Below are 25,689 nucleotides of genomic sequence, written 5' to 3' on the forward strand. Positions count from 1 at the left end.
ACAAAATTAATTCCAAACCTTTAGTCTCGCTTATAAAGTTGAAAGAACTCGATATACGTTTTGAATGGTATAAGGTTTGGGAATAATAGCAAATATGCCATGTTTTTGGTAATTCGCCATAAAGGGGTCATCTGAATAACCGCTAGAGATGATAATTTTTACTTTTGGATCGATCTTTAAAAGTTGGGTTGCAACATATTTTCCGCCTCGTTTTCCTGGGATGATAAGATCCAATATGGCACAATCATAGCGATGATGAGACAACAAACTTTGATCATATTTTTGCAACAAATCCTCATCAATCTGGGTAAAATCAGCCGTACATCCAAGCTTATTCAGAATTTTCAATAACACATGTTGAATCATAGACTGATCCTCCAAAATTAAAATGTGTTTTCCTAACTCATGGAATGAGAAATTGGTTTTTACATGCGTTTCAGAAACAATTTCTTTAGAAACGGGAAGAATAATGACAAATTTTGCACCTAATGTATATGTATCGTCATGAAATAGCAATCCTCGGTGCTTTTTAATGATAGAATAGGATGTGGTAAGCCCTAAACCAGTACCATGAGGTTTTGTGGTAAAATACGGGTCAAAAATTTTGGATGCATTTTCCTTGTGGATTCCTACCCCAGTATCTTCAATACTTAGGTAAATGTATTGGCCTGGAGGGACCTTAATGGAATTTAAATCATCAAAATGGACATTTTTGGCAGTAATTTTTACAACTCCTCCGTCAGACATCGCCTGAACTGCATTTAGCAAAAGATTCTGAAGAACTTGATGAATTTGGGCTTCATCCCCATAAATTGGTAATAAATCCGGATCGATGGAAGACTGATATGTGCAATTAGTTCCCTTAAACACTAATTCGGAGGTAAATGAAATTGTGGATGCCAAATCAAGAACTTTTTTGATGGGGGCACCTCCTTTGGCGAAGGTGAGAAGCTGATTCGCAAGTTTTTTTGCTTTATTTCCAGCAAGATCCATTTCTTGACAAAGTTCTTGCAAATCTTCATGTTCTTCGAGTTCCATCGCAAGAAGGGAATTGAGTCCCAAAATAGATGTCAAAATATTATTAAAATCATGGGCGATTCCACCTGCCAGTAATCCGATTGTCTCCATTCTTTGAGTGATGCTTTGATCCTGTTCTAAGCTTTTACGTAGAGAAATGTCGGTCACAACTTCTATAATTCCCACCATATCTCCATTTGAATCAAAATAAGGGGTAGCATTTTTTATAACGGTTTTATCAATGGATGATTTGGTTTTTAACTTAATTTCTATTCCTTGTATTTTTTCCCCTGCAAAAATTCTCCGCAAGACACATTTGTTTGTGTGACAGATCATCGTTGGAAAATCAATATAGCATTTTTTTTGTGTAAACTGCTGCACCTCCTCAGAATCACATCCCATGATGTTTAAAAAAATCGAGTTCACATATCGGACAGAAAAATATCTATCAACAATACGGATTCCTAAAGGCAGAGAATTTAAAATTTGATTGATTTGAGTATCCAGATTTGGATTTCTCGGATTTCGTGTTGATTTGATCTTCGGATCAATAATACAGCTGGATCTGATGAAATTATGATTTGTGTCATAAAGAATTTTACCATTATAGCTTATTTCAATGAAGTTTCCGGATTTCTGCCTCATTTTAAATATAATTCCAGCGATTTTTCCTTCTTTTTGAAACCTTGGAAAATTTAACTTGAAATTTTCGAGATAATCTTCATGTACTAAATCCCCAAACCATGTTCCGATAATTTCTTCATGATCATATCCAAAAAGTTCTAACCATGCATCATTTACTATGATAATATTCCCATTTTTGTCTAAAGATTGGTATGGAACTGGAAGGGTGTTATAATCCATTTGTGAATCACATAAAAAAGCTAATCTATTTACCTAATTTATATGTACCTAAGTACTTAATGAATGAAAATCTTAGGAGAATAGGTTTTTTTTTTCATTTCTTCTTCAGTTGCAACATTAGAAATTTTTTTTCCTTTTTGGTATTGGGAAACATTATATACATCCCACCAATGAAAGGATAACGCCTCAAAGTGGATAGAAATACTTCTTCTTCTAGTTTCGTTGGATAAAATTCAATAACAATATGTCCGTGATTTTTAAGAATTTTTTGGATACATTGAAATGCTTTTCCAATTTGTTGTTCCATCTGTTTTCGGGTTTTAGCATGGGCCGCAGCAAAATTAAAAGCCGAGATGGAAATAACATGATCTACTTGATTGGTGCGAAGTGGAATAAATCGCATATCAGCATTAATCAAATGCAAATTGGGATCTGTGGGGCATTCATCTAACATGTCATGGGAAAAGTCCACACCTATGACTCGAGAGCCTTGAGCAAGAATCGTGTGGCTGGAATAGCCGGTACCACACCCAATGTCCAAAAAGAGTAATTCGTGTTTTGGATTTGTTATGATACCGCCGATTTGCTCATCTTCCAACATGTTCAAGGCGGTTTCGGTAGTATGAATTTGATTTCGCGCCATCCATTGGGATGTTCCATAGGCCTCTGCTTCTAATCCAAAATATTCATCAAGATCGGGGCGATTATTTTTGCGAGGTGACAATTTGATCTACCATAACTTGGAACAATTAATGTATAGGTTTTTCTAAATAGAGAAAAATCCTACGCTTTTTGGGAATATCGGGATTATCGATGATGAAATTGCCGGAGAAATGATCCGTATCGGCAATGATCCCTCCAAATTCTTTCATGGCCTCATCGGATTTAGGATAAAACTGCATGATAATTTTACCCCCAGGTTTTAGGACAAAATTACAAATCTCTGCAATATTTTTGATATATTGGGTCCTTTTCTTTAATTTTGGTTCTGCCAACACCCATTGAACAGCGGATATGGATATGATGAAATCGAACATTTCGGGACGAAATGCAAATTGGCGCATATCTGCGTGGACTGGATTAATTTCGGGAATATCGTAGAAATTGAGAAACATACGATTAATATCAATACCCACGGTCTGATAATGTTTCAAACGTAAATATGTCGAGGCAAATCCACACCCCATTCCTAAATCTAAAACTCGTGCAGGAGGTTCGGCTTCCAAAATCCGCAAGGCTCTTTTGGTGATTCCTTCTTGAATACGCATTAATGCTTTGGAACGCGCATATTCGGTGACTTCTTTCTGGGTATAAAACACCAAAGGATCACGCGCTTGTTCTTCTGGGCGCTGATGTTTGATAAAGAACTCAAAAGCTTGCTTCTTCCGTTCTTGCTTTTTTTTGGACATATTTACTCGACTTGTGAAATTATCTTAATGCAACTCGGTATTTTGAACTAAATAATCGACATAAAGCTCCAATACCCGTTTGTATTTATATGAAAAATCTTTAGTTTTCCTTCCTTCAAAGATTTTTATTATATGTAAAGAAATGAAAGCTTCCCAATATTCTTTGTGATGTAAGGGGGGAAAGGAAGATCGCAAAATTTGAAGATAAAAATCTTCTGGATTTAAATCGGCTCACGGTGTTCTTTTATAATAAAATTTTTTATTGATGTCGTATTTTTTGACCATAAGAATATAATATTCATTACATTCAATGTGAAATTTTATGGCAAAGAAAGGAAAAGCTGTCAAAGAAGAAGTTGTAAAAGCACCTGAAATCGAAGATGAACGTCTCGATAAGACGGAAGTGCTCACCAAAGTCAAAAAGATGGCAAAAAAATATGGTAAAGTGGCAAACATCGAATTAAAACAAAGAGATCCTTATGTACCTCGTGCATTAGAAAATAAACTCAGACAAGATATTGTGAAGATGAAAGCCATTACCGCAAATGATTTAGCTGCACGACATGATGTTCGTGTTTCTGCGATGAAAAAACTACTTTTAACCATGGAAGATGAAGGATTAATTGAACGAATTGCTTCTTCTTCCCGATTGAAAGTATTTAATCCCGTACAGTAAACTTTTTTTTTTTCTGACACATCGTTAGATTGTTATTATATTTTTCTTCATTCTATTATAAACAATAATCATAGGAATAAAAAACAATGGCAAATTTTTTAGAAGAACTTCAAAGCAAAATTACCATAAAAGAAGGTATTGAAGGACATCGGAGCATTTTACGGGAAATTTATCGTGCAGGACATATTTCATTGCAAGACTTGGCTTTTAAAACACTCCTCCCAATTTCGCTTTTATCAAAAATTGTCAATTTTCTTATCGAAAAAGAACTGTTGGGGCGTATTCCCGAAGGAATTCTTTATACAGACAAAGGAATGCAATTTGTTGAAGCAGAATTACACTTTTATGGAATTGGAATCAGCAATTGTGAAGAATGTGGAGATACTCCAGTATATATTTCACCTCGCTGGGATGATTTACTTGATAAGATGGACTTGATTTTAGACTCGCGACCAAAAGTAGATACAACCCTCGATCAAGCTTTTGCAGATGCCGAGACAGATGTACTTCGGGCCCTTTATCTATATCAAAAGGGTGCCTTGGAAGGAAAATCGCTGTGTTTCTTGGGCGATGATGATTTCACTTCTCTATCCGTGGTAAATTTATATGAAGGTATTATCCCTGAAGACCAAAAGATGATTCCAACCGAAATAATGGTTGTGGATATTGATCAGCGGATGTTGTCTGGAATTCAAGCAAATATTCCCAATAAATCAATGAAAATTGGATTTGAACTGTGGGATTACCGTCATCCTGTCCCAAAAGGACTGATCCACCGATTTGATACCATTATGGTGGATCCCCCCTATTCATTAAGTGGGTTACGTTTAGTGCTTTCACGCGCAATATCATTATTACGAACAATTCCAGGCGGTGAAATTTATTTGTCTTTTGCTCATCGCGCAGCGGAAGATACACTGGCGATGCATGCATTGTTTTGTAAACTTGGATTAGCAGTGATCGAAATGATCCCTCGCTTTAATTATTATGAAGGGGCGGGAATTTTAGGAAATACTACTCAAATGATACGATTGGTTACAACCAGCAAGAGTTCTCCCTTAATCTCTCCGAAAGAAGAATTTCAAGAGAAAATATACACTGGAGAAATCAAACCCAATATTCGGTATTACTTCTGCAATAATTGTGGAAAATTAATTCCGATTGGTGAAACAGAGCAAATAAAGACGGTTGAAGAATTGAAAGCTCAAAAATGTCCTCATTGTAATGCAGATGGTCCCTTTAATTTAGATCATAAAGAAGATGCCTAATCATCATCCATCATATCCCAAAACATGGGCGGCTCGTTCGATTTTTTACTTTTACTATTTACTTTAAATTTTGGAGCGTCTTTTTTAGATGAAAGTTTGATTTGACCTGCAGCCGCAATCTTGCTTTGTTCATGTCGTTCCTTTTTATCAATATAATTGATCGTTTGTTCCAAATGGAGTATTTTTGCTTCGGAATCGTCTGAATTCGCAGCTGAAGTATCTTTTGTAATATCTTCTGAAGTTTCATTTTGACTTCGTTTAATATTGCGCGAGGTTTTCTTTCCTTTGTTCTCTACATAATCTTTCCACAAGGCGATTTCATGCTTGATATCATGAGCTAAATGATTAAGAAATGTCTCAAAAATCTGAAAATTCGAGTTTGCACGTTTTTTGAATATATAAAATCGATCCGATTCACTTAAACTTTGAAAATCCAATATAACTCGTTCATTGAGGGCCGGATCATTTAAATCTATCATCATTTTTTTGTAATTCCACTCTTTCATATCAAAAAAATCATCTTCAAAGATATCTTGAATCACTTCCAATGTGCTTTTCGTACTTTCCGATTTTTCCGTTGAAGATTCTTCAATGTTTGACCCATTCTGGGTTTCGAGTTGTTTTATTCGCTCTTTGTCAGCTAACTGCGATGTTCGGTAAATTCCACGAATTGATAACCAATGGTAATATTGTCCATATATTATAATATAATCCGGATTATTAGCAAATTGTTCCAGCTTATTCCATTTGACTTTTGTATTTTGAGAGATTTTTTTTTTTAGTTCTTTTTGGGTAAAATAAATCGCACCGGTCATATCCTCGCTATCTTGATACAAAAATTCATAGTTGAAAATTTCGGCTAAAATTTTTAATTCCAGATCCGTTTTCATGGTATGAATATTTTCCATCAACATAATTGGGGTAATATAGTCGCGATCTTGAGTGTAATTTAAATATAAATAGCCTTCTTTTAATTTTCCTTGATCTAACATGGCTTTATGAAATTGTTCTTGATTAAAAGAGTTCATTACTCGGATATCTTCATAAGTATAGTTTAAGCGATCACTGAAAAAGGAATATATCTGATCTTTGCCTTCCTTTGATGAATATCCTACAGCTTTTAATAATAAATATTGAAGAGCAATAGCATATTGCAATTCTTTTTGTTCAAATTTTGTTTTAAGAAAAATTAACTTGACTTTATTCCATGTTTTTTGTAAAAAGTCTTCAATTTCCTTATTTTGGGGTAAATCAAGTAACATAAGTAAAGCCGAAAGTCCACAACCATTCGGGTGTTGTGTATAAGTCGGAATATTACGAATTAGGGGCTTTTTACTAGACAAGATAAATAAAAATAGGTATTAATTCCTTTATTTATTTTGTTATTTGCTATCTTTGTTTTTTAATCACATAATCCAAAAATGGGGTTTTTCCCGACAAAATCCATTTAGTATGAGTTAATAGAGGTAGGAAATTTCTTTTAGGAATACCGTTTGGTCCTAAATTAGAAAATTAGGAATTGGGTTTCAACAATCGGTAATTTTTTTAGCGATTTTGCATTTTAAAACTTAGATTTTTGTTCCAACTTTGCACGTGTATCCAAGCGGTTACGGAGCCGGATTCGAAATCCGGTGCCCTCACAGGTTCATGGGTTCAAGTCCCCTCACGTGCGCTTATTATTACCCTTAGATTGATAGTTATTTTTCCCTTTTCTTTAATATAGAATGGAATTCATTAAGGGGGAAAGGAAGGGATATAAATCACACCCTCAAAAATTCAAGAAACTAAAATATTAACCGATTTTTTATGATCTGGATATTGAAATGGCAAAGTTTCATACATAAGGAAAAGGTTATCCAATTCATTCTCCAAATAATGATCAATAAAATGAAGATCTATTAAAATGGAATACAATTGGTAAAGGACCCCATTAATAGGAATATATCTTGCAAATTCGATGTTGATATTTGCCATATCGGAAATCTTCAAAGTTAAGTTTGGTGTTATTGCTCTATTTAGAAGAAGGAAGTTATCTTCTTTTCTTAAAAATAGGGGATAAAAAAAGGGTGCTCGAGTTCTTCTTGAATCTGTTTCAATGATATAATTCATCGATGTTTGATTCCTTTTCATCGGAATTAGTCTGTTTTGGTGACTGAAGTATTATTATTTCTTCGTTTAACTCGTCATTAATTGGAGGAATTGCGAAATGTTTCTTTTTTCTAATAAAAAGCTTTTTAATTCTATCGAGATATTTTTGTTGGCCTTTCACCCATTTCTTGTTCAATTTATGGGCATACAGACCAATAAATAAACTGATTAGATTTCCTCTAATGAATCTACGAAAAACGTTACCAAATTTATAAAATTGGTCATGAGCCATTATTTGGGTTTGTTGTAAGTCCCAGAGTGAAAACTGCTTAGGAATGAAATTAACATGGTGGGTATCGTATTTCTCCCAATTCTGCTCTAACAATCTATTCTCTTCAATCATTTGTTTAAAAAATCCTGTACCTGGTAAGGGAGTTAAAATTAAAAACTGAGCGCTGCCAATTTTAGATTTTATCGCAAAATCCACGGTGCTTTGTGTTGTTGCGATATTATCACTATCGAACCCAAACACAAACATACCATGAATGTGAATTCCACGTTTTCGAATTTCTTTAATGCCAAATTGAATATCTTGAATGGATTGTGCTTTCTTCATTTCTTTCAAAGCTTCAGGGTTGACTGATTCAATTCCTATGAAAAGTACCATACAACCTGATTCTTTCAGGAGATCCATTAGTTCGGAATCTTTAGCGATATCAATCCTTACTTGTGTTACCCATTGAAATAATCCTCCAAATTCCTTCTGGTGAGAAATCATAGCTCTCAACAATTGTTTTGTACGGGTTTTGTTGGCAGAAAAATTGTCATCGTAGAAAAACAAAATATCTTTTTTAGGATTATAGCGTTTCATTTCACTTATTATACTTTCAACGGATCTAAATCGGAATTTTTTTCCAAACATTGAGGTAACTGAACAAAATTTACAATTGAAAGGGCATCCTCGACTCGCTTGGATTGGAATGGTCATTTTTCGTGTAATACCATTGTATGCTTTACCTCCATTATCAAGTAAAGAAAAATCGGGAAAAGGAAGACTATCTAAATTCTCGATGGGCCGACATAAATCATTATGAGTAATTTCGCCCTTATTTATCCAAGAAAGGGAGGGAACTTCCTCAAGGTGCATATTATTATTTAATTCAGAAACAAGTTTCGGTAAGGGAATTTCGCCTTCACCTCGAATAACAAAATCGCAATGATCCAAAGCTTCATTAGGAAGGGCGGTTACGTGTGGACCTCCAAGAACTACGGGTATCCCTTTTTCCCGAAAATAATCGGCTAATCTAAAGGCATAAGTAATGGTGGGAGTGATTGAAGAAATGGCAATTAAATCTGCGTCAAGATTTCTCTCAATGATTTCGTCGGTTTTTAAAAAATAAGCTTCAACCAAATAGCCTTCTTGCTTCATTATTGTAGCCAATAACACCGAACCTAATCGAGGAAGTTCAAATTTGGAATAAATGTGTAAATTCTCAGTTTTTGGTTCTAAAAAGATAATTTTTTTAATTGACATAAAGATCACATAGGATACTTGTTTGTTTGCACAAGAAGTATGTAGTTGTTAGATCAACATAGATATTTAAACCTTTTGTTAAATCTACATTGTTATTTTTAGATTTTCCCACATCAAAGCAGTCAACTTCATAATGAAGAAGATCTTTGATATTAGTGTAATGGTCCGGGTTGCTAAACATTTGGAACATGGTATCTTTGAATATCGCGAAAATCGATTTGTGGGTTATTTTAAGATGAATGGGCAATTACATAAATGCCATATACTTAACCCAGGTAGAATGGAAAATTTTCTAAACCCTGGAGCTGAAATACTGGTAGAGAATCGTAAATCTCCCAAACGTAAAATTGCATTTTCTTTACTTTATGTGATTCATCCCAATTCATTAATATTAATTGATTCTCAGCTTCCCAATAAGATTATTAAAGAAGCATTGCAAAATCGAGTAATTGACCAGTTCAAGCATGCAAAACTCATAAAACCTGAACAAACCTATGGAAAATTAAGAAAATCACGAATTGATTTTTTGTTAGATAATTCTCTTTACATTGAAGTAAAAGCAACGAATTTTGTGCATGAAGGAATTGGATATTTTCCGGATGCGCCTAGTATTCGAGCTCAAAAGCATATTACTGAATTATGTGAGGTAATAGAGAAGGATTCTTCAAAGGAAGCCTATATCATTTTTCTCGCCCAAAGAACGGATATCACAGAAATTCGGCCTTTTGATAAAATCGATCCAAAAGTTGCACATTTATTGCGAGCGGGGGCGGCTAAAGGAATAAGAATGCTTGGCTTTTTAATAAAGTATGCTGAAAGTGGACATTTAGCTTGTTTGGGTGAAGAAATTCCAATCAATTTGCAACCTTATGATGATTTTTAGATAGAAAAATGGAAAAAAATGTGTTTTATTACCAAGTCAATTTAGATAATGCTTAATTTTTTGCCAACTTTTTCAATGGAGGCTAAGGCTTGGTCCAAATCTTCTCGAGTTAAGGCAGCATTCATTTGAACTCGGATACGTGATAATTCACGGGCAACCATTGGGAAGACAATTGGAGTACCATAGATATTTTCTTCACGGAATAATATATCGGCTAATTGCTGGGATTTACCCGGATCTCCTACTATTAGAGGTATGATCGGTGTGCAGGAATTACCCGTATTAAAGCCTAGGGCTTGGACTTTTTCTCTAAAATAGGTTGTATTTTCCCATAACCGTTCAACAATTTCTGGTTCATTTTCAACCACAGAGATTGCGGCATCGGCGGCTGCAACAACACTTGGAGGATGGGCAGTACTTAACAAATAGGATCGACTTTTATTGGTGACAAACTCACATAAATCTTTAGAACCAGCGACAGTTCCTCCGAAACACCCGAAACCTTTGCTTAAGGATCCTCCTTCAACATGAACTTTGCCTTGTAATCCAAAATGAGCAACTATTCCTCGTCCTTTGCCTAACATTCCTTCCCCATGGCAATCGTCTACATAGATCATAGCGCCATAAGGTTCACAAACTTTAGTTATTTCATCAAGGGGGGCCATATCTCCATCCATGGAAAAGACTCCATCTGTAATCACTAAAATTCTTCTTGCTCCTGCGGCATCGGCTTCTTTTAAAACGCTTTCCAAATCGGAGGCATCATTATGTTTGTAAACACCTCGTTTTGCTTTGGTTAAGCGAACCCCATCAATGATAGATCCATGATTGAGAGCATCCGATATAACATAATCTTCCTTTCCAACTAATTGTGGAATTACTCCTTGATTCACAGCAAATCCAGTTTGACATAACAAGGAGGCTTCAACTCCTTTAAATTTAGCGAAATGTTCTTGGAATTTCTTTGTTAAATCAAAAGTTCCAGCAATTGTTGGCACTGCGCCTGCCCCCAAACCATATTTATCTAAGGCATCTCGAGCAGCTTGAACCACTTTAGGGTGAGTTGCTAATCCTAAATAATTATTTGTGTTTAGCATGAGGACTTTTTTTCCATCTACAGTTGAGTGTGGTTTAGATCCTTCTTCTAAATGGCGAATAACCCAGTTAAGATTATTGTCATAGAGATTCTTAACTTCGGTTCCGAGAAAATTTGTGGGATTTCTTGTCATTTTAACACCAATGAATGTTTTTTATAAATCTTGAAAATGATTTACAGCTAATCTTCATGAAAAAATTAAGAAGAGTTAGATTATAATTTTTCCCAATTCAGATTTGAATATAATTCGCCTTCAACCCCAATAAAATGGGATGAAAATTCAGTAAAAATTATGACTGTGTTGAATTTACCTAACATTTATATGAAGTGTGAATATTTGATACCCTAGAATTAAGAAATATCTTCAATTGAATCATTTATAGTAGCTGAAAAATAATGCGAAAAATTCTTGTTATTGGAAGTTTAGGACAAATTGGGAGCGAATTAGTACCTGCTCTTCGTAAAAAATATGGAAATGATAATGTTATCGCTTCTGATCGAAGAAATCCCGAAATCGAAAGCGAATTGGGTTCTGGACCTTTTATTAATATTGATGCTTTGGATCGAGATGCAATCCGTCAAGTTTTGAAGGATTATCAAATTGATACGATTTATCACATGGCATCATTGTTATCTGCAACAGGAGAAAAAATGCCTCAAGCAGCATGGAATTTAAACATGAATGGGTTGATTAATGTATTAGAACTTGGGCGGGAAAATGGCATAAAAAATATCATTTGGCCAAGTTCAATTGCCGCTTTTGGTCCAACTACCCCAAGAGATAATACACCTAACGACACGATACTCCAACCTTCAACTATGTACGGAGTCACCAAGGTTGCTGGTGAATTGTTAGCAGAATATTATTTCAATAAATATGGATTAGATACACGATCAATGCGATTACCTGGAATAATCAGTAGTGAAACCTTACCAGGAGGGGGAACTACAGATTATGCCGTTGAAATATTTTATGAAGCTATTAAAAATAAGCGATATACATGCTTTGTTAGTGAAGATACCGTATTACCAATGTTATACCAACCCGATTGTATTAAATGTATGGTTGATTTATTAGAAGCGGATAACTCCCATTTGAAGCATCACATCTTTAATTTAACAGGAATGAGTTTTTCTGCAGGAGAACTTGCTGCTGAAATTAAAAAACATATCCCAGAATTTGAAATCGAATATCGACCTGATTTTCGACAAGCAATTGCTGATACATGGCCTCGTACTATTGATGATTCGTGTGCTCGAGCAGAATGGGGCTGGAGTCCCGATTATGATCTTGCTTCTATGGTAAAGGATATGATTGACAAATTGCGTGCTAAGTTAAATGCTTAAAAAGCTCGTTTTTTTTAGAAAAAGGTATAAGAAATTAAATTCCAATTCCTTTTCTTTTTTAATTTTGTTTGTTTAAATTATCATAGATGACTAATTTTGAAGAAATAATTCGGATCCCTTCACCTATAGGCAATCTTGAGGCAAAATTTTCTAAAGGGAATAATTCAAAAAAGTTTGGAATTATTTTTTGTTGCCCGCACCCTATATATTCAGGTACGATGGATATGGAGTTAATTTCTATCATAATGTCACCCTTTATTGAAGCAGGTTATCCCACAATTCGATTCAATTATCGAGGAAAGGGAAATTCGGATGGACAATATGGACGGGGAATTGGAGAACGGATGGATGTACGAACAGTTTGCACCCACTATCTGTCTACTCCAAATGTCCCGCCAAAAATCGTTTTAATGGGATATTCTTTTGGGGCCGCCATTGGATCTTCAATCGTTTCTGAATTTCAAGATATAATCGGTTATGTCGCAATTTCTTATCCTTTTCCAATTAATCCCATTTATATTAAAAACGCTTCCGTATCAAGACCTAAATTGTTTTTATGGGGGGATGCTGATAAAGTAATTAGCATTTCTGCATTGGAGTCTGCTTATGCCGATCTTCAGGAACCTAAAGAAAAAAAAGTATTTCCCGGAGCAAGACATTCATGGAAAACATTTGAAGAAAATTTGGCCACTTTTATTTTTTCCTGGGTTAAAAATTTACATTTTATTAAGTGAGAATCATGCACAATAAAAAAATTATGATCCCCAATAGTGTTGGAGTACTGGAAGCACAAATTTCCGATAGCATCGAACATTTCAAACTGGGTTTGGTTCTATGTCATCCGCATCCTCAGTTTGGTGGAACGATGACAAATAATGTAACTGGGAAAATTTTTCATCATTTTTCTTCTTTAGGATATCCGTGTGTTCGGTTCAACTTCCGTGGTGTGGGAGCATCCTCAGGATCTTATTCCAATGGTGTCGGTGAAAGACAAGATGTGAAAGATGTGTGTAACTTCTTTTTGAAAAACAAACCGCAACTGGAAAAAATAATTATTATTGGTTATTCCTTTGGGGCAGCAATTGGTTCATCTATTGTAGATGAAATTTCAGAAATATGTGGATTTGTGGCAATATCATATCCGTTTACCTTTATTCCTGATTTTATCACAAGTTCTTATTCAAATAAACCCAAATTATTTATTATGGGAGATCAAGATGATTTTACATCTATTGCCAGCTTTAAACGAGAGTACGAAAAATATCCAATCCCAAAAAATCAAGAGATTCTGGAAGGGATAAATCACTTTTGGAATGGGAAAGAAGAACTTGTCATTAAAAAAATTGAATGGTGGATCAATTTGCTATAAAATCTAAAAAATAATATACAAATCCATGAAATTCAATTTTATTAGACAAGAAATAGATGCAATTTTTGTCTTATAGATACCAATATTCCAAGACAAACTTAGAATAATTACAGAAATATTATTATTTAACTAAGAGAAAATTAAGCTGTATTAACTAACATAAAGACTTCAAATGAAGACCTTAGTTATATCTTAATATGGATTTAATGGAAATAAAATGATTCAAATCAAAAATGATGAAATGATAAAAGATTCTTCTCACCATGCACGCGCACTAGTGTTGGATGATGATCCAGCAATATGTAAAATGCTCTCAAAGTTACTTCTTCGGCTGAAATTTGACGTTGTGTGCACTTTTCAAGGTAAGCAAGCAATGGATGAATATAAAAAAGCTAAATCTTTAGCTGAGGGATTTGATGTTGTGATATTGGATTTAATAATACCCGGCGATATGGGAGGTGAAGAAGCCTTTCAGCACATTTTTGAATTTGACCCTAAAGTTAGAGCCATTGTGTCTAGTGGATATTCAAAAAATCCTATAATGTCTAATTATCAAAATTACGGGTTTAGAGCAGCTCTTCCCAAACCCTATAATTTTAGTGAATTAAGAGAAGTTATTGAAGAAATAATGCAAGTATCTTAGATTCTATATTTTCCATGGAAAAAAGGGAAATTTGTGGTCCTTCCTTTTATTCTTGTATTCATCTAATTTTGAATCAAAATCACTTTTATATATGGAATTCCTTAAGGATATGTAATAATGGAAGAGAATTCAATACATAAAATTATTAAATTATTACAAAATCTACCTAAAGATTTTCAAAAAAATAACATTAATGTGCTTTCAGAGATTTTTGGCTTATTAGAGCATTTAGAAACTGTATTCGATAAACATTATCAAATTTCAAAGCCTTCGACGCATTTTACTTCAAGAAGTGAAACAACTTCCAATATACCTCAAATTTCAGTTCAATCAAATGCTGATGCTCAGAAGTTACAAAAAGATTTATTAAAATATTTACGCCGGACTCGTAGTTCTATGGTTCGAATAGATCATAAGAAAATTATAGAGGATCATTAAGTCTCTTAACAAAAATTAACGATCGGCATTTTGGTTTTTTTTTCCCCTTATATTTTATTTTTTATGTTCTAAAATGTGCTTTCCATTTAAATAAGATATTGAAATATGAAACAAGTAAAAAAAACTCGCTCAAAATCTAAAAGCTTTTTATGAGGCTTAACGTTTTAAATCCTATACCTCTACAAAAGTTTATGGTTATTAGACAATGAGATTACTTAAAGATAGAATACTAAAAGAAGTTACAGCTTCGGAAATAACTTCAATTACCTTTGAACCACGTAAGAAATTCATTGCTATTGGAGCCTTTCAAGAACCAGTTCTGGTATATCGCTATCCATACATGAAATTGTTTAAAAAAATTATCCATCGAGAAAAAATTCCGATTACTGATGAAGAAATATCTTTAAACCCTGATTTAAAAGTTATAGTTGATCCTAGTGGAGACAAATTCAAAAAAGGTAATATACTATCTCCAGCAAATATCCTTTTTACAAAAAATGGCTCCAAACTCGTTATTGGATATGAAAATGGAGATATTCTTGTTTATAATACCCAATTGTGGAAGAAAGAATCAGAATTAATCTTGAATGACAAAATTTCTTCAATGAATTTTATTAAAGACAACACCTTGCTTTTTGTACTTTTAGCAAACTGGACTTTTCATTTAATCAATACGAAAACATGGAAGATTAATAAAACTTTTCAACTTAAAACTGCAAACGATGGAAGAGCCGTATTAACAAACGATCTCAAGAAGATTTATGCAATTACAGATAAAAAAAGAATTAGCGTTATCGATGTGAGCACGTTGGAAGAAATTCATTCATTCAAAGCCCATAATTCTGGAATAAACATGATAAAATTATCCCCCAATGAAGATATATTATGTTCTTGCGGGAATGATTGTAAACTAAGTTTATTTGATCTCCAAACTAATGAATTATTAAGTTATTTGTTAGGGCATTCAGATGAAGTGCATTCTTTTGCTTTTTCTCAAAAAGGGGATTTTATTGTATCTGGTTCTGAAGATAATACATTGCGCTTGTGGGATTCGAAAACATACAAATGTGTAAAGATTATGCATGAAATTCCAAATTCGTTTGTTATGGAACGATATGGGGAATTATTAGTTATGGGTAATGTTGAAGGTGATATCTGTACCTTCAAGTTTTACTAGTTTTTTTTTTATATGCCAAAATCGCTCTTTCCCCAAAATATTATATTTTGTTTTTAACTTTTTATTACCTATTTAAGATATTCACAATTAAATCCTGATTTGTATGGCTTCCGAAGAAAATAGAAAATCAAAATACTTTTTAAAACAAGAAGCTAAACGTTTAAAAGACGAAGAAAGGCGTCGGAAGAGCTTGGAAAAAAGCGAAGCTCGATTACGGAAAGAAATGGCCCGAGATGATAAAAGAAATAAAAAAAATCGGCAAAAAATTCTGTCTTCCGAACCTTCAAGAAATAAACCAATCGATACGAAAGTAAATAAAAAAAAAAAGGAAAAGACTAATAAATCTTCATCAGGATTCCAAAATTCTCAAAAAAGAAAATCTAAGAAAGAACAACCTAAGAAAGAACAACCTAAGAAAGAAAAACCTAAGAAAGATAAACCTAAGAAAGATAAACCTAAGAAAGAAAAACCTAAGAAGGAAAAACCTAAGAAAGAACAACCTAAGAAAGAAAAACCTAAGAAAGAAAAAGCTAAGAAAGAAATATCTAAGAAGGAAAAACCTAAGAAAGAAAAACCTAAGAAGGAAAAACCTAAGAAGGAAAAACCTAAGAAGGAAAAACCTAAGAAGGAAAAACCTAAGAAGGAAAAAGCTCCGAAATCAGTTAAAGTGAATAAACCAAGAAAGAAAAAACATGCTGCCAAAGACCAGATTCTTAAAGAGATTACTTATGAAAAAACAGTCCAAACAGAAATATTAAGCCATAGATCGAATAAAAAAAGAAAATCTCTCCCTTCTCCATTATCAAATCCACAATATCAACCAAAACCTCAAAAAATCCAGAGTTCAAGGAAGCCTGAACCCAAAATTTCCGGATTTACATTTGCAACGGAATTAAAAAATGATAAAATAAATTTTACTGATACTATTAAAGCTAAGTTCATCATAGCTAACAACGGTTATCTTCAAGATACGGATCGTATCTTATATAAAATATACATGGTAAATTCTTCTGAAGAAGTTTTTCTTCTCAAAATTGGTTTAAAATCCTTTAAACGTAATTTAAAGCTATCAATTTCCACTAAATTTTCTAAAATTATTCCTCCAACTCCCTTCTTTAATTTTAGGATTGAATTATTTTCACATCGGAAATTAATTGCTAGCTACGATGGGGAAGAAATAAAAGTCGATGATATCAAAGCTGAAAAAAATATTAAAATTCAATCCATTGATATTGTTTCAAACGTCATTATTCCCAAAAATCCTCTGATCTTCTGGCTTAAATACACATATAAACCTATTCCTCGGGCTAGAACGGTAGAAATGCAAGTTTCTTTATCATCTCAAAATTTGAATTTAGAAGAAAATACCTATGAATTGGAACTTGGAGATTCTTCCCATAAGGGTAATGATTCACAAATAATTCCATTTTCGTTTAATATTCCTGAATTTACAGATGAGAAAGAAAAATTGAAATTTAATGTTTCTATCATGGATGTAGAATCACAGAAGACTCTTTTTTCAAAAAATTTGTTGATCAATGGAAAATCTTCACTAATGGGGTTACGGTATGAACACATTGGATACAAACGTGATATAAAAATTGGAGAGACTGCTTATATGGTGGCCGATTTAATCAACAAAACACCTTATAAAGTAAAAGGAAAAGCAACATTTACTTTTTTCACAGTTTTATCGGAAAGTGTCAAATGTTTCTCTCGAAAATTCCGAATCCGTCCGAATAATTATGATAAAATCTCAGAGGATATAACTCTTACTGAAGATCTCGGAGGAAAAAAGATGTGGGTGATTGTTCGCTCCAAATTTAAGACAAAAAGAGGAAAAATTTTACTTGAGGGCATGTCCAAACAAATAAATCCAAGAATTAATAATTCACCTCATTTTATTGCAAAAATTCGGGCAGCAATCCATGCTGATGGTGTATACTTTAATGATATAATTACAATTGGGATTGACACTCGGATTCGTACACGGGATAAATTAAAGCATGCAATTTGTGAAGTGGTTCAAAATTTTGAAAATATAGATATAAAACCGATTCACACCTTCAAAATAAAAGATTTGGAATCATTTCATAGTAATTTTCATTGGAAGGTACCACCAAAATATGGTCAATGTACCCTTGATGTGCGATTTTATGTAAACGGATTACGAGTGCTTGATGAAAATATTGAGAAGAGCCCTCTTACTTTTGATTTATACCCAAAACCAAAATAAAAAAGTGTAAATTGCACCGTTTTTTAATTCATTTATGCATGCCTTAGGGTTTCATTATTTAATTGAACTTTATGAGTGTGATCATAATCTTTTGAAAAACTCCAATTTTCTTGAAAATCTTCTTCGGGAGTCCGTAAAAGAAAGTGGTGCTACCGAAATCGGACATGTATTTCATGAATTCTCACCACATGGTGTAAGTGGAGTGGTTTTGATTTCTGAATCTCATTTTTCGATTCATACATGGCCTGAACATAATTATGCGGCGGTTGATCTTTTTACTTGTAATCCAGATCTTAAAATTCAGCATGTCTATCAGAAATTGAAAAAAGAGTTAGAATCACCTAAATCATCTATTTTAGAAATCAAACGTGGAATCGAAATTTAAATTTCTACTTCAATTTTCTCCAATACTTCCTATTTGATCAACAATTTTAACAATAGTTACAATAAATGCAATTCTATTTGAACTTAATATTATTTAAGAAAATTTAGTTAAGATGACTTTTGTGTTATATTTTTTCTACAAACATTTAAATATCTACGTTCGCTTATTAATATTAGAATCGAACGTATTGAAAAAATTATTATTTTCAATACTTATGGTGAAAAAAAATGAAAAAAAAAAACATAAAAAATAACAATTATCGCTTAGCCTACAATTACACAACTGATTTACGTACCATTGCATAATTTTTTTTAAAATCACATAAGGAGAAATCAAACAATGAAAAAAAATAACATGAAAAATAACAATTATCGCTTAGCCTACAATTACACAATTGATTTACGCACCATTGCATAGTTTTTTTTAAAATCACATAGGGAGAAATCAAACAATGAAAAAAAATAACATAAAAAATAACAATTATCGCTTAGCCTACAGTTACATAACCGATTTACGCACCATTGCATAGTTTTTTTTAAAATCACATAGGGAGAAATCAAATAATGAAAAAAAATAACATAAAAAATAACAATTATCGCTTAGCCTACAGTTACACAACCGATTTACGCACCATTGCATAGTTTTTTTTAAAATCACATAGGGAGAAATCAAACAATGAAAAAAAATAACATAAAAAATAACAATTATCGCTTAGCCTACAGTTACACAACCGATTTACGCACCATTGCATAGTTTTTTTTAAAATCACATAGGGAGAAATCAAACAATGAAAAAAAATAACATAAAAAATAACAATTATCGCTTAGCCTACAGTTACACAACCGATTTACGCACCATTGCCTAGTTTTTTTAAAAAACTGCACATAAACATATCTGGTATACAAATTTAGATATTATACACTACTCATAGTTTAAATTTTCATTTATTCTTACTATTCTTATTCTTTAAATAAATTAAAAAATCAAACAACTATTCCATCTTTTATATTTATGTTCTATTTATTGAATATGATAAGGGACACTCAATATTTTCAGACTTGGAATTCTCCAAATTATGGATATGCTAAACGTTCTTTTGATCTTCCAATTCTCCATGTAATTGGTCTTGTTGGTTCAGGAAAAACCTTTTTTATAAAGAAATTCTTTTCCAATGTCCCAACCTTTGATATCAAAAAAATTTATGAAGATTTTGGATTTTCACCCGAAGATTTACATAAACAACCAGAAAAATATTCCCAGTTTCAAAGCGCATTACAAATAAATTTTGAGAAATTTCTTGCTTTTGTTAAAATGGAAAAATTTCCGATTGTTTTAGTAGAATCATCAGGCATAAATCAAGCTTTGAATCAGATACTAAATCAATACAATAATTATAGAATATGGATAAAAGCTGATATTTCTAGAATAACTTCTCTTAACATCTATACAAATAGACCTTATGCAAAAAAATTGAATGAACATATGCTAGGTTTAAGAAAAAATCGGAAAATAATTTTCAATAATGAGTTTGATCTCAAATCACTGGAGTTTTCAAATTCATTACCTCCGATTCTTAAGTCAGATTTAAATCCATTTAAAGCTAAAAGGCCAAATCCAGAAAGGGACAATAAAATGCAAGATTTTCGTAAAAATGATCGCTATCATTGTCCAAATTGCGGAGCTAATTTTGGTAGAAGCAAATTATTAGAATTACATTTTTCAAGATCAAAAACGTGTCAAAAAATTTTGGGTTAACCTCTCTATTTTTTTTTAAAGAAAATGACATATTCCGTAAATTCTTTCATAGATGCTTTTTTATTTTGATTTGGAGAGTTTTTTTGAAAAAACTACTGCAATAAGGGCTTCTTGGGAGTATTTTTATGAAACGGATAATGATCATCGGTTGTGCAGGATCAGGAAAATCAACTCTGGCTTCTAATTTGGGAACAACATTGAATTTACCGGTCTATCACTTAGATAAAGTATTTTGGAAACCAAATTGGGTAAAGATATCACCTGAAGATTGGCAGCAATATATATCAACTATTATCCAAAAAGAATCTTGGATAATCGATGGAAATTATTCAAGCACAATGGAAATTCGAATGCGTCGTGCAAATATTATAATTTATTTAGATTTTCCTCGTTTTTTTTGTCTCTGGCGTGTAATTAAGCGACGATTTCAGTACAATAACAAGTCTCGACCGGATATAAATGACCAATGTAATGAAAAACTTGACTTGGAATTTCTTAAATGGGTATGGAATTATCCCAAACGCTCTAAACCAAAAACGATGCAATTATTGGAGCAGTGTACAAAAAATCACATTATTTTTCATATTACCAAGAAAAAGCAATTACTAAACATTCAAGAAAAAATTTTGAATCTCTTTTTTTGAGACAGAGATCATTAAATTTGTAAAGATTATCACTTCAATCTGTTTAAAAGATTATAGAATCATGATATTTCATGTTCTAACTTCTTTGAATATTGTAAACTCTAAGGAAAAAATCTAAAAAATTATTCAATTAAATACGATCAAAAGATTATGCGTCTTCAATTGTAATTGCTTCTTCAGGACATCCAGACACACATGCTTGACATCCAACACAATCATCTTCACGAGCAACAACAGTTTTACCGTCTACCGGTGCATCATAACATTCTGAAGGGCATACATCAACACATTCGCCACAACCGGTACATTTGCCAAAATCGATTATTATTTTAAAATCTCCCATGGTTTTTCTACCTCGGAATTAATTGGTTCTTTAAACACCAAACCAATATGACTTTATTAGGTGCGATTTCATTAAAAACTTTATCTGGCAAATTTTGAATATTCTTTCCGCGGAAGTTAGCATTCTATTCGCAAAGCTAATTTTAAAATTAAACACAAAAAATGAAGAAAAATAGTTAGGAAAAAAATTCAGTAAATACCGTCGTATTTCTGGAGAATTATAATAATGCCTTCTTAGGAGGACATCCATGCATATCTCGAATTTTACATTTTTCTTTAGTAGAACTGCCTTCACACATTGCACAGTCTACATCTCGAAGCATTTGAACAATGGCATCTTCTTGGCGAGGTACTACATCTTTTTCATCAGCAAGCATTTCATCATCTAATTCATCAAGGTCTTCTTCGATAAATTCGGGACCATCTTCTTCTTCTTCTTCGATCTCAATTTTTTTCTTGGCCATATTAATTGAAAATTTCCAAAAAAAAAAAAGTTTTCGATATTCTGATTTTGGAGTTACTTTATGGTAAATCTTTTTCTGAAATCTCACCAAAAAAATTTTAATGAGATTAGAAAAAATCCGTCATATAGGTAGAAAATTAAAAAATTTCCAATCCTTTACTGGGACATTATAGAATCCTTCCATATTCCATTTTTCTTATATATATTAGATTTAACATAAATCAATTTGTATCGATTAGAAAAAGAAGCCATCTGGTATTAACAATTTAATGTTATCAAACTATCTTTTTAGTATTACAGATGAAACATTTCTTAATCCAAATTTCAGTTGACAATTCTCCAGTTTTAAATTATTTCTCGAAATTTTTAACATATCAAACTTTTTCGGGAAAAAAAAAATCAAATAATCAAGTTCATTATGAAATTTTGGAAAATGGTTTAGTTTTGGTATATTCAGATTATACAACCTTTCTTGATTTTAATGATCAACCACCAATTAGAGATATATCCATGAAAACTAAAATTTTGTCTACTTTAGGGGGACTATCTAAAATAATCGTTCCTGCAAAAGGTATTAATTTAACAATGGAACCTTTCCACTGTGAATTTGATAATTTCTTTCAAGAAATTAAGAAATATTTTACATTATTGCATGAGAATTTTCAATTGTCTCAAGATGGAAAGAAAGTGCATATAAAATTAACTCAGATTGAGGCAGTGACCGCATTTCTCAACGATTTTTTCAAGAGATATGGGATGTTTTAAGCTTAATTACATTTTATTAGAAATCATTAAGATAAAAAGAGAATAGGAAAAAAGCTTAAATAAAAAAAATATTGAATTTAAACGTCAAGGTGCATTACACTATCTTTACGTTGAGACCCAGATTCGTATTTTCTGTCTTTCTTGAAAGAATCTCGAAGGGATTGAAACACGAGGTCTAATGGAATATTCATTGGACAATTAGTAGTGCATCGCCCACATTCTACACAAGTATCCCCAACATGGGTAAATCTGGTAGTAAGAAAAGTCATCTTATCCATGGTTTTAGCTTTAACTTGGGTTGTGAGGTTACAAACTTTGCAGAAACAGACGGGGCAAGACTTTACACACATTCCACAGGCAGTACATTTTGTTAAAAGGGAAAATCGCTCTTCATTAGCAAGGAAAGCAGAAAGATCTTTTTCTCTTTTGGTTGTGCACTTGGAAATAACTTCTTGTGCAACCTTGTCATAATCTGCACTAATTTTTTCGTCAACCGCTTTTTTACTCCATCCTAAAGTTTCTACCATTCTTTTTGCTCGATCACTTTGTGGTGTTATAATATAATCTTCCGATTTTTCAGGAAGGGAATAAGTTCCGATCATGAAATCTGCCAGTGCATGATCTTTTTGAATACATCGGGAACAATTACCCGCAATATCAATATCTTTTCCTAAAGGAAAAGATTGAAATTTACCATTTTTCATTTTTAAAATAAAATTGGAAGGGGTAAGTCGTTCATATTCAATATCTGCATCTTTAATTTCAGTTTTTTTAAAGAATTTTTTAAGGGATTTGTTCGGAAGGTATCCTAGATCATGAAAAGCAATAATAAACAAATTTTCCCATACGACTTGCTTTTTCTTGTCCAATTCTACCATCGCTCTTACATCACATGCTCGCCCAATAACTGCGACCTTTGTATTAAGCGCTTTTTGACTGTGCAATATGGAATTTGATGCCGAATCTGTCCGGGCGTAACCGTATGTCATTAATTGTGAAAGAGGAAATAAATCAATCTGAGCAGGGTCGGAAACAAATTCCGGAGTTACTACATAGCGATTCTTCTTTTCTGTACCCGAAAGTATTTCAGACACAACATTTTTCTTCAAGAGATGTTTCAAGAGTTCTTGGAAATCAGTTTTTGTAATTTGATAGCGCAAAATTCTTACCTCTGACTATATATGTGATAGCTAAAATCAAAAACTTAAAGAAACTTTCTATTTCTTCCAGTGAAGGAAAATCATACTATTATAATACCACTTCGTCGAAAATGAAAAATGGAAGGCATGGAATTGTAGGAAAAAAAACATTTTTATCGATACATCCTAAATAAAAACTCTCACTGACAATAGATGAATTTTGTTGAAAAATTTATTAGAAGTTTAATTTATAGGAAGAATTTCCTTAAATTTTCTTAATAGCATGGTCAAAATCTGTATTATCGGGGTTTTATGGAACAAATGCAAGGAAATTCGAGTAAAAATGCCTTCCAATAGCAAAAATTTTCCAAATAAGCAATATTTAAATGTAATTTTTCTGATTTACTTAATATTTTTTCCCATCATCGCTTTTTCCACTTCATCACCATCTGAAAATAACTATTCGACTCAGATATTAAATACAGATAATGGTATGAAACCCCGACCAAATATATATTCTCCCTCCGCAAAATCACCTGTAATGGTTGATGATATTCTCATTTATGATGTAATCCAAAGTGAAAATGGAACGCTATGGGAAGGAAAGTATAAGTATACAATCTCTTCGATTACTAATATTTTAGGTGTTCTAAATATAAAAGCAAATTTGTTCATAAAAAATTCAACCACTACTGAATGGGGTTCTTCTGTAAATTCAGAAATGACAATTGGGGAGTTAACCCTAAATAATGTCAAAATTGGAAATCCTTACATAATACAGCATCAATATTTCTTTTTTGATTTTCAAGGCGAAAATGATTTGAGTTCTGCAAAAGAACTGATACGTCAAAATATAAGTTCTGAAAGCTCAATGAATGTAGATAGTGAGATAGAAGAATGGCTGGATTATTTTAATCCTCATCTTTCTTTAGAAATGTCAAATTTAACTCATGAAGGTCACTTTTCTTATGAATTCTATCGAGGAATTTTAGCTTGTTCTAATGAATCAATTATCCAGCTCTCCAATTCGAATAAAAGTGAAGATTTTTTCATGTTAAATCAAGCTGAATCCTTCATTCAAAAAGAACAATATAATTTTTGGGGAGCAACGACCCAAAATATACCCCTTCATGCAGATGACCAAATAATTAACACTGATAAATTGATTTATTCTTATTCTGATGATGTAAGTTCTAATCCAGAAACTATTTTAAAACAATATACGATTATATCTATTGATCCTGATCCTCAGAATCGCAAAACGATAGTAACAACTACGATTGAAGATTATGATGAAGAAAATAGCATTTGGGAATCAAAAGGATCTGGTTTGATCACTATAGACCATTCGAATCCCTTTAAATTAGCAAGTTATCAAACTAATTTTCTAATTCTACCCTCAACTTTACGCTTCAATATAAATGATACAGTTGAGGAATTAGAAGCCACAAAGTATTGGTTAGAAGAATATAATATCTGGGACAGTTTTGATTATATAATAAATGCTCAAGATTACTCTTTTCACCTTAAATCTGGCTCAAGAGAAATTAACGTTGCAGCGACCTACGGGTTTGATAATATTTTAATGAATTATGAATTGACAGAATATACTTCATCCGTAAAAACAAAATTCATAAGTTACGAACTCAAATACTTGGAATCTAAAATCAAAGATTGGCTAGATACACCGCCCGCAGCCCCAACATTGCGTTTGTTATCTTCAAGTCTTACTACAAATATCTCAATTCGTTTATCTTGGACTCAACCTTTTTTCACTGTAGGTTCAACGGTATACATGCACAGGAGAGAAGGGTTTAATTCATCTTTAGCCTCTCCAGCTACATCTTCGTATATTCCAGTATTGGAAGGGCTTACAAATACCGAACTGACCTTTCAAGGTGCTGTTAATTATACTTATTACTTCCGAGTTGCATCCGTTAATCCGGGAGGAATAGAATCAAGTTTATCCAACTCCGTTACAGTAATAATAAGCGCCAAAGAGGAAACCAGCTTTCCAACTTGGATAATTTTCTTGATCATATTCATAATTATTGGTGGTGTTGCTACCTTCTTCATGATTAAAAAACTAAAAACAACAAAAAAAAAAGAAGAGTTAGATCTTTCCGATTTTTCTTAAAAAAATGTGAAAAT

25 protein-coding genes and 1 tRNA gene are annotated in these 25,689 nt (G+C 32.6%); 16 read left to right on the plus strand and 10 right to left on the minus strand.

What is annotated here, in order from left to right; translation table 11 throughout:
- Nucleotides 1–30 precede the first annotated feature (30 nt).
- The 3 genes from NEF87_RS00800 to NEF87_RS00810 all read right to left on the minus strand — a co-directional run bounded on the left by NEF87_RS00800 (nt 31) and on the right by NEF87_RS00810 (nt 3,290).
- A complete protein-coding gene (locus NEF87_RS00800; RefSeq protein WP_457918214.1) occupies nt 31–1,881 on the minus strand; it encodes a hybrid sensor histidine kinase/response regulator in 1,851 nt (616 codons plus the stop codon).
- 94 nt (nt 1,882–1,975) lie between these two features.
- The gene (locus tag NEF87_RS00805; RefSeq protein ID WP_457918215.1) at nt 1,976–2,605 is read right to left on the minus strand and encodes a class I SAM-dependent methyltransferase; all 630 of its coding nucleotides are present in this window, start codon (nt 2,603–2,605) and stop codon (nt 1,976–1,978) included.
- Nucleotides 2,606–2,630: 25 nt separating this feature from the next.
- Nucleotides 2,631–3,290, minus strand: a complete 660-nt coding sequence (locus NEF87_RS00810; RefSeq protein ID WP_371804493.1) for a class I SAM-dependent methyltransferase — start codon at nt 3,288–3,290, stop codon at nt 2,631–2,633.
- Nucleotides 3,291–3,612: 322 nt separating this feature from the next.
- On the opposite strand from NEF87_RS00810, the gene NEF87_RS00815 reads away from it, so the two are divergent.
- Both NEF87_RS00815 and NEF87_RS00820 read left to right on the plus strand, forming a co-directional pair.
- A complete protein-coding gene (locus NEF87_RS00815; protein ID WP_457918216.1) occupies nt 3,613–3,966 on the plus strand; it encodes a hypothetical protein in 354 nt (117 codons plus the stop codon).
- An 86-nt stretch (nt 3,967–4,052) separates the two neighbouring features.
- Nucleotides 4,053–5,234 (plus strand): bis-aminopropyl spermidine synthase family protein, encoded by a 1,182-nt coding sequence (locus NEF87_RS00820; protein WP_457918217.1) that lies wholly within the window; start codon nt 4,053–4,055, stop codon nt 5,232–5,234.
- Here NEF87_RS00820 and NEF87_RS00825 read toward each other — a convergent pair.
- Complete coding sequence (locus tag NEF87_RS00825; RefSeq protein WP_457918218.1) at nt 5,231–6,577, minus strand: hypothetical protein; 1,347 nt, start codon at nt 6,575–6,577, stop codon at nt 5,231–5,233. The genes NEF87_RS00820 and NEF87_RS00825 overlap by 4 nt on opposite strands.
- A 246-nt stretch (nt 6,578–6,823) precedes the next feature.
- Between NEF87_RS00825 and NEF87_RS00830 the strand changes: the two genes are divergently transcribed.
- Nucleotides 6,824–6,906: transfer RNA gene (locus tag NEF87_RS00830), tRNA-Ser, on the plus strand.
- Nucleotides 6,907–7,010: 104 nt separating this feature from the next.
- On the opposite strand, the gene NEF87_RS00835 is transcribed toward NEF87_RS00830, so the two are convergent.
- Together NEF87_RS00835 and NEF87_RS00840 are read right to left on the minus strand one after the other, a co-directional pair.
- A complete protein-coding gene (locus tag NEF87_RS00835; protein WP_457918219.1) occupies nt 7,011–7,208 on the minus strand; it encodes a hypothetical protein in 198 nt (65 codons plus the stop codon).
- 118 nt (nt 7,209–7,326) lie between these two features.
- On the minus strand, nt 7,327–8,856 hold the full coding sequence (locus tag NEF87_RS00840; protein ID WP_457918220.1) for a B12-binding domain-containing radical SAM protein: 1,530 nt from the start codon (nt 8,854–8,856) through the stop codon (nt 7,327–7,329).
- A gap of 133 nt (nt 8,857–8,989) precedes the next feature.
- Between NEF87_RS00840 and sfsA the strand changes: the two genes are divergently transcribed.
- Nucleotides 8,990–9,739, plus strand: a complete 750-nt coding sequence (gene sfsA / locus NEF87_RS00845) for a DNA/RNA nuclease SfsA (RefSeq protein ID WP_457918221.1) — start codon at nt 8,990–8,992, stop codon at nt 9,737–9,739.
- Between the two features lie 41 nt (nt 9,740–9,780).
- Here the strand turns inward: sfsA and NEF87_RS00850 are convergent, their stop codons facing one another.
- On the minus strand, nt 9,781–10,968 hold the full coding sequence (locus tag NEF87_RS00850; protein WP_457918222.1) for an aminotransferase class I/II-fold pyridoxal phosphate-dependent enzyme: 1,188 nt from the start codon (nt 10,966–10,968) through the stop codon (nt 9,781–9,783).
- A 263-nt stretch (nt 10,969–11,231) separates the two neighbouring features.
- Between NEF87_RS00850 and NEF87_RS00855 the strand changes: the two genes are divergently transcribed.
- The 10 genes from NEF87_RS00855 to NEF87_RS00900 all read left to right on the plus strand — a co-directional run bounded on the left by NEF87_RS00855 (nt 11,232) and on the right by NEF87_RS00900 (nt 20,829).
- On the plus strand, nt 11,232–12,182 hold the full coding sequence (locus tag NEF87_RS00855) for an NAD-dependent epimerase/dehydratase family protein (RefSeq protein ID WP_371804501.1): 951 nt from the start codon (nt 11,232–11,234) through the stop codon (nt 12,180–12,182).
- A gap of 86 nt (nt 12,183–12,268) precedes the next feature.
- Nucleotides 12,269–12,916, plus strand: a complete 648-nt coding sequence (locus NEF87_RS00860; RefSeq protein ID WP_371804502.1) for an alpha/beta hydrolase — start codon at nt 12,269–12,271, stop codon at nt 12,914–12,916.
- A 5-nt stretch (nt 12,917–12,921) separates the two neighbouring features.
- The gene (locus NEF87_RS00865) at nt 12,922–13,551 is read left to right on the plus strand and encodes an alpha/beta hydrolase (RefSeq protein WP_457918223.1); all 630 of its coding nucleotides are present in this window, start codon (nt 12,922–12,924) and stop codon (nt 13,549–13,551) included.
- A gap of 217 nt (nt 13,552–13,768) precedes the next feature.
- Entirely contained in the window at nt 13,769–14,194 is a 426-nt protein-coding gene (locus NEF87_RS00870) for a response regulator (RefSeq protein ID WP_457918224.1), read from the plus strand.
- A gap of 117 nt (nt 14,195–14,311) precedes the next feature.
- Complete coding sequence (locus tag NEF87_RS00875) at nt 14,312–14,632, plus strand: hypothetical protein (RefSeq protein ID WP_457918225.1); 321 nt, start codon at nt 14,312–14,314, stop codon at nt 14,630–14,632.
- A gap of 205 nt (nt 14,633–14,837) precedes the next feature.
- Nucleotides 14,838–15,809, plus strand: a complete 972-nt coding sequence (locus NEF87_RS00880) for a WD40 domain-containing protein (protein WP_457918226.1) — start codon at nt 14,838–14,840, stop codon at nt 15,807–15,809.
- Between the two features lie 103 nt (nt 15,810–15,912).
- Entirely contained in the window at nt 15,913–18,045 is a 2,133-nt protein-coding gene (locus NEF87_RS00885) for a hypothetical protein (RefSeq protein ID WP_457918227.1), read from the plus strand.
- 34 nt (nt 18,046–18,079) lie between these two features.
- Entirely contained in the window at nt 18,080–18,430 is a 351-nt protein-coding gene (speD, locus tag NEF87_RS00890) for an adenosylmethionine decarboxylase (protein ID WP_371804508.1), read from the plus strand.
- Nucleotides 18,431–19,459: 1,029 nt separating this feature from the next.
- Nucleotides 19,460–20,185 carry a hypothetical protein gene (locus NEF87_RS00895; protein WP_457918228.1) on the plus strand — a complete coding sequence of 242 codons (726 nt, stop codon included), beginning with the start codon at nt 19,460–19,462 and terminating at the stop codon, nt 20,183–20,185.
- Nucleotides 20,186–20,310: 125 nt separating this feature from the next.
- Nucleotides 20,311–20,829, plus strand: a complete 519-nt coding sequence (locus NEF87_RS00900; protein ID WP_457918229.1) for a DNA topology modulation protein — start codon at nt 20,311–20,313, stop codon at nt 20,827–20,829.
- A gap of 148 nt (nt 20,830–20,977) precedes the next feature.
- Here NEF87_RS00900 and NEF87_RS00905 read toward each other — a convergent pair whose 3' ends face one another.
- On the minus strand, nt 20,978–21,172 hold the full coding sequence (locus NEF87_RS00905) for a 4Fe-4S dicluster domain-containing protein (RefSeq protein WP_371804511.1): 195 nt from the start codon (nt 21,170–21,172) through the stop codon (nt 20,978–20,980).
- A 217-nt stretch (nt 21,173–21,389) separates the two neighbouring features.
- The gene (locus NEF87_RS00910) at nt 21,390–21,635 is read right to left on the minus strand and encodes a hypothetical protein (protein ID WP_371804512.1); all 246 of its coding nucleotides are present in this window, start codon (nt 21,633–21,635) and stop codon (nt 21,390–21,392) included.
- A gap of 299 nt (nt 21,636–21,934) precedes the next feature.
- Here NEF87_RS00910 and NEF87_RS00915 point away from each other — a divergent pair, with 299 nt between their 5' ends.
- Nucleotides 21,935–22,399, plus strand: coding sequence for a hypothetical protein (locus tag NEF87_RS00915; protein ID WP_457918230.1), 465 nt, complete (start codon nt 21,935–21,937; stop codon nt 22,397–22,399).
- A 77-nt stretch (nt 22,400–22,476) separates the two neighbouring features.
- On the opposite strand, the gene NEF87_RS00920 is transcribed toward NEF87_RS00915, so the two are convergent.
- Nucleotides 22,477–23,559 carry a Coenzyme F420 hydrogenase/dehydrogenase, beta subunit C-terminal domain gene (locus NEF87_RS00920; protein ID WP_457918231.1) on the minus strand — a complete coding sequence of 361 codons (1,083 nt, stop codon included), beginning with the start codon at nt 23,557–23,559 and terminating at the stop codon, nt 22,477–22,479.
- Nucleotides 23,560–23,821: 262 nt separating this feature from the next.
- Here NEF87_RS00920 and NEF87_RS00925 point away from each other — a divergent pair, with 262 nt between their 5' ends.
- Nucleotides 23,822–25,675, plus strand: coding sequence for a hypothetical protein (locus NEF87_RS00925; RefSeq protein WP_457918232.1), 1,854 nt, complete (start codon nt 23,822–23,824; stop codon nt 25,673–25,675).
- Nucleotides 25,676–25,689 lie beyond the last annotated feature (14 nt).

It is taken from the genome of Candidatus Lokiarchaeum ossiferum, from assembly GCA_025839675.1.
In the GTDB taxonomy this organism is placed as follows: domain Archaea; phylum Asgardarchaeota; class Lokiarchaeia; order Sigyniarchaeales; family Promethearchaeaceae; genus Lokiarchaeum; species Lokiarchaeum ossiferum.

Bases quoted from the DNA above. Each gene is read 5' to 3' on its own strand.
- NEF87_RS00865 (WP_457918223.1), top strand. From the start codon at position 12,922: ATGCACAATAAAAAAATTATGATCCCCAATAGTGTTGGAGTACTGGAA.
- NEF87_RS00905 (WP_371804511.1), bottom strand. From the start codon at position 21,172: ATGGGAGATTTTAAAATAATAATCGATTTTGGCAAATGTACCGGTTGT.
- sfsA (WP_457918221.1), top strand. From the start codon at position 8,990: ATGAAGAAGATCTTTGATATTAGTGTAATGGTCCGGGTTGCTAAACAT.
- NEF87_RS00855 (WP_371804501.1), top strand. From the start codon at position 11,232: ATGCGAAAAATTCTTGTTATTGGAAGTTTAGGACAAATTGGGAGCGAA.
- NEF87_RS00910 (WP_371804512.1), bottom strand. From the start codon at position 21,635: ATGGCCAAGAAAAAAATTGAGATCGAAGAAGAAGAAGAAGATGGTCCC.
- NEF87_RS00895 (WP_457918228.1), top strand. From the start codon at position 19,460: ATGATAAGGGACACTCAATATTTTCAGACTTGGAATTCTCCAAATTAT.
- NEF87_RS00815 (WP_457918216.1), top strand. From the start codon at position 3,613: ATGGCAAAGAAAGGAAAAGCTGTCAAAGAAGAAGTTGTAAAAGCACCT.
- NEF87_RS00840 (WP_457918220.1), bottom strand. From the start codon at position 8,856: ATGTCAATTAAAAAAATTATCTTTTTAGAACCAAAAACTGAGAATTTA.
- NEF87_RS00875 (WP_457918225.1), top strand. From the start codon at position 14,312: ATGGAAGAGAATTCAATACATAAAATTATTAAATTATTACAAAATCTA.
- NEF87_RS00835 (WP_457918219.1), bottom strand. From the start codon at position 7,208: ATGGCAAATATCAACATCGAATTTGCAAGATATATTCCTATTAATGGG.
- NEF87_RS00820 (WP_457918217.1), top strand. From the start codon at position 4,053: ATGGCAAATTTTTTAGAAGAACTTCAAAGCAAAATTACCATAAAAGAA.
- NEF87_RS00810 (WP_371804493.1), bottom strand. From the start codon at position 3,290: ATGTCCAAAAAAAAGCAAGAACGGAAGAAGCAAGCTTTTGAGTTCTTT.
- NEF87_RS00870 (WP_457918224.1), top strand. From the start codon at position 13,769: ATGATTCAAATCAAAAATGATGAAATGATAAAAGATTCTTCTCACCAT.
- NEF87_RS00800 (WP_457918214.1), bottom strand. From the start codon at position 1,881: ATGGATTATAACACCCTTCCAGTTCCATACCAATCTTTAGACAAAAAT.
- NEF87_RS00900 (WP_457918229.1), top strand. From the start codon at position 20,311: ATGAAACGGATAATGATCATCGGTTGTGCAGGATCAGGAAAATCAACT.
- NEF87_RS00850 (WP_457918222.1), bottom strand. From the start codon at position 10,968: ATGACAAGAAATCCCACAAATTTTCTCGGAACCGAAGTTAAGAATCTC.
- NEF87_RS00925 (WP_457918232.1), top strand. From the start codon at position 23,822: ATGGTCAAAATCTGTATTATCGGGGTTTTATGGAACAAATGCAAGGAA.
- NEF87_RS00880 (WP_457918226.1), top strand. From the start codon at position 14,838: ATGAGATTACTTAAAGATAGAATACTAAAAGAAGTTACAGCTTCGGAA.
- NEF87_RS00915 (WP_457918230.1), top strand. From the start codon at position 21,935: ATGAAACATTTCTTAATCCAAATTTCAGTTGACAATTCTCCAGTTTTA.
- speD (WP_371804508.1), top strand. From the start codon at position 18,080: ATGCATGCCTTAGGGTTTCATTATTTAATTGAACTTTATGAGTGTGAT.
- NEF87_RS00860 (WP_371804502.1), top strand. From the start codon at position 12,269: ATGACTAATTTTGAAGAAATAATTCGGATCCCTTCACCTATAGGCAAT.
- NEF87_RS00885 (WP_457918227.1), top strand. From the start codon at position 15,913: ATGGCTTCCGAAGAAAATAGAAAATCAAAATACTTTTTAAAACAAGAA.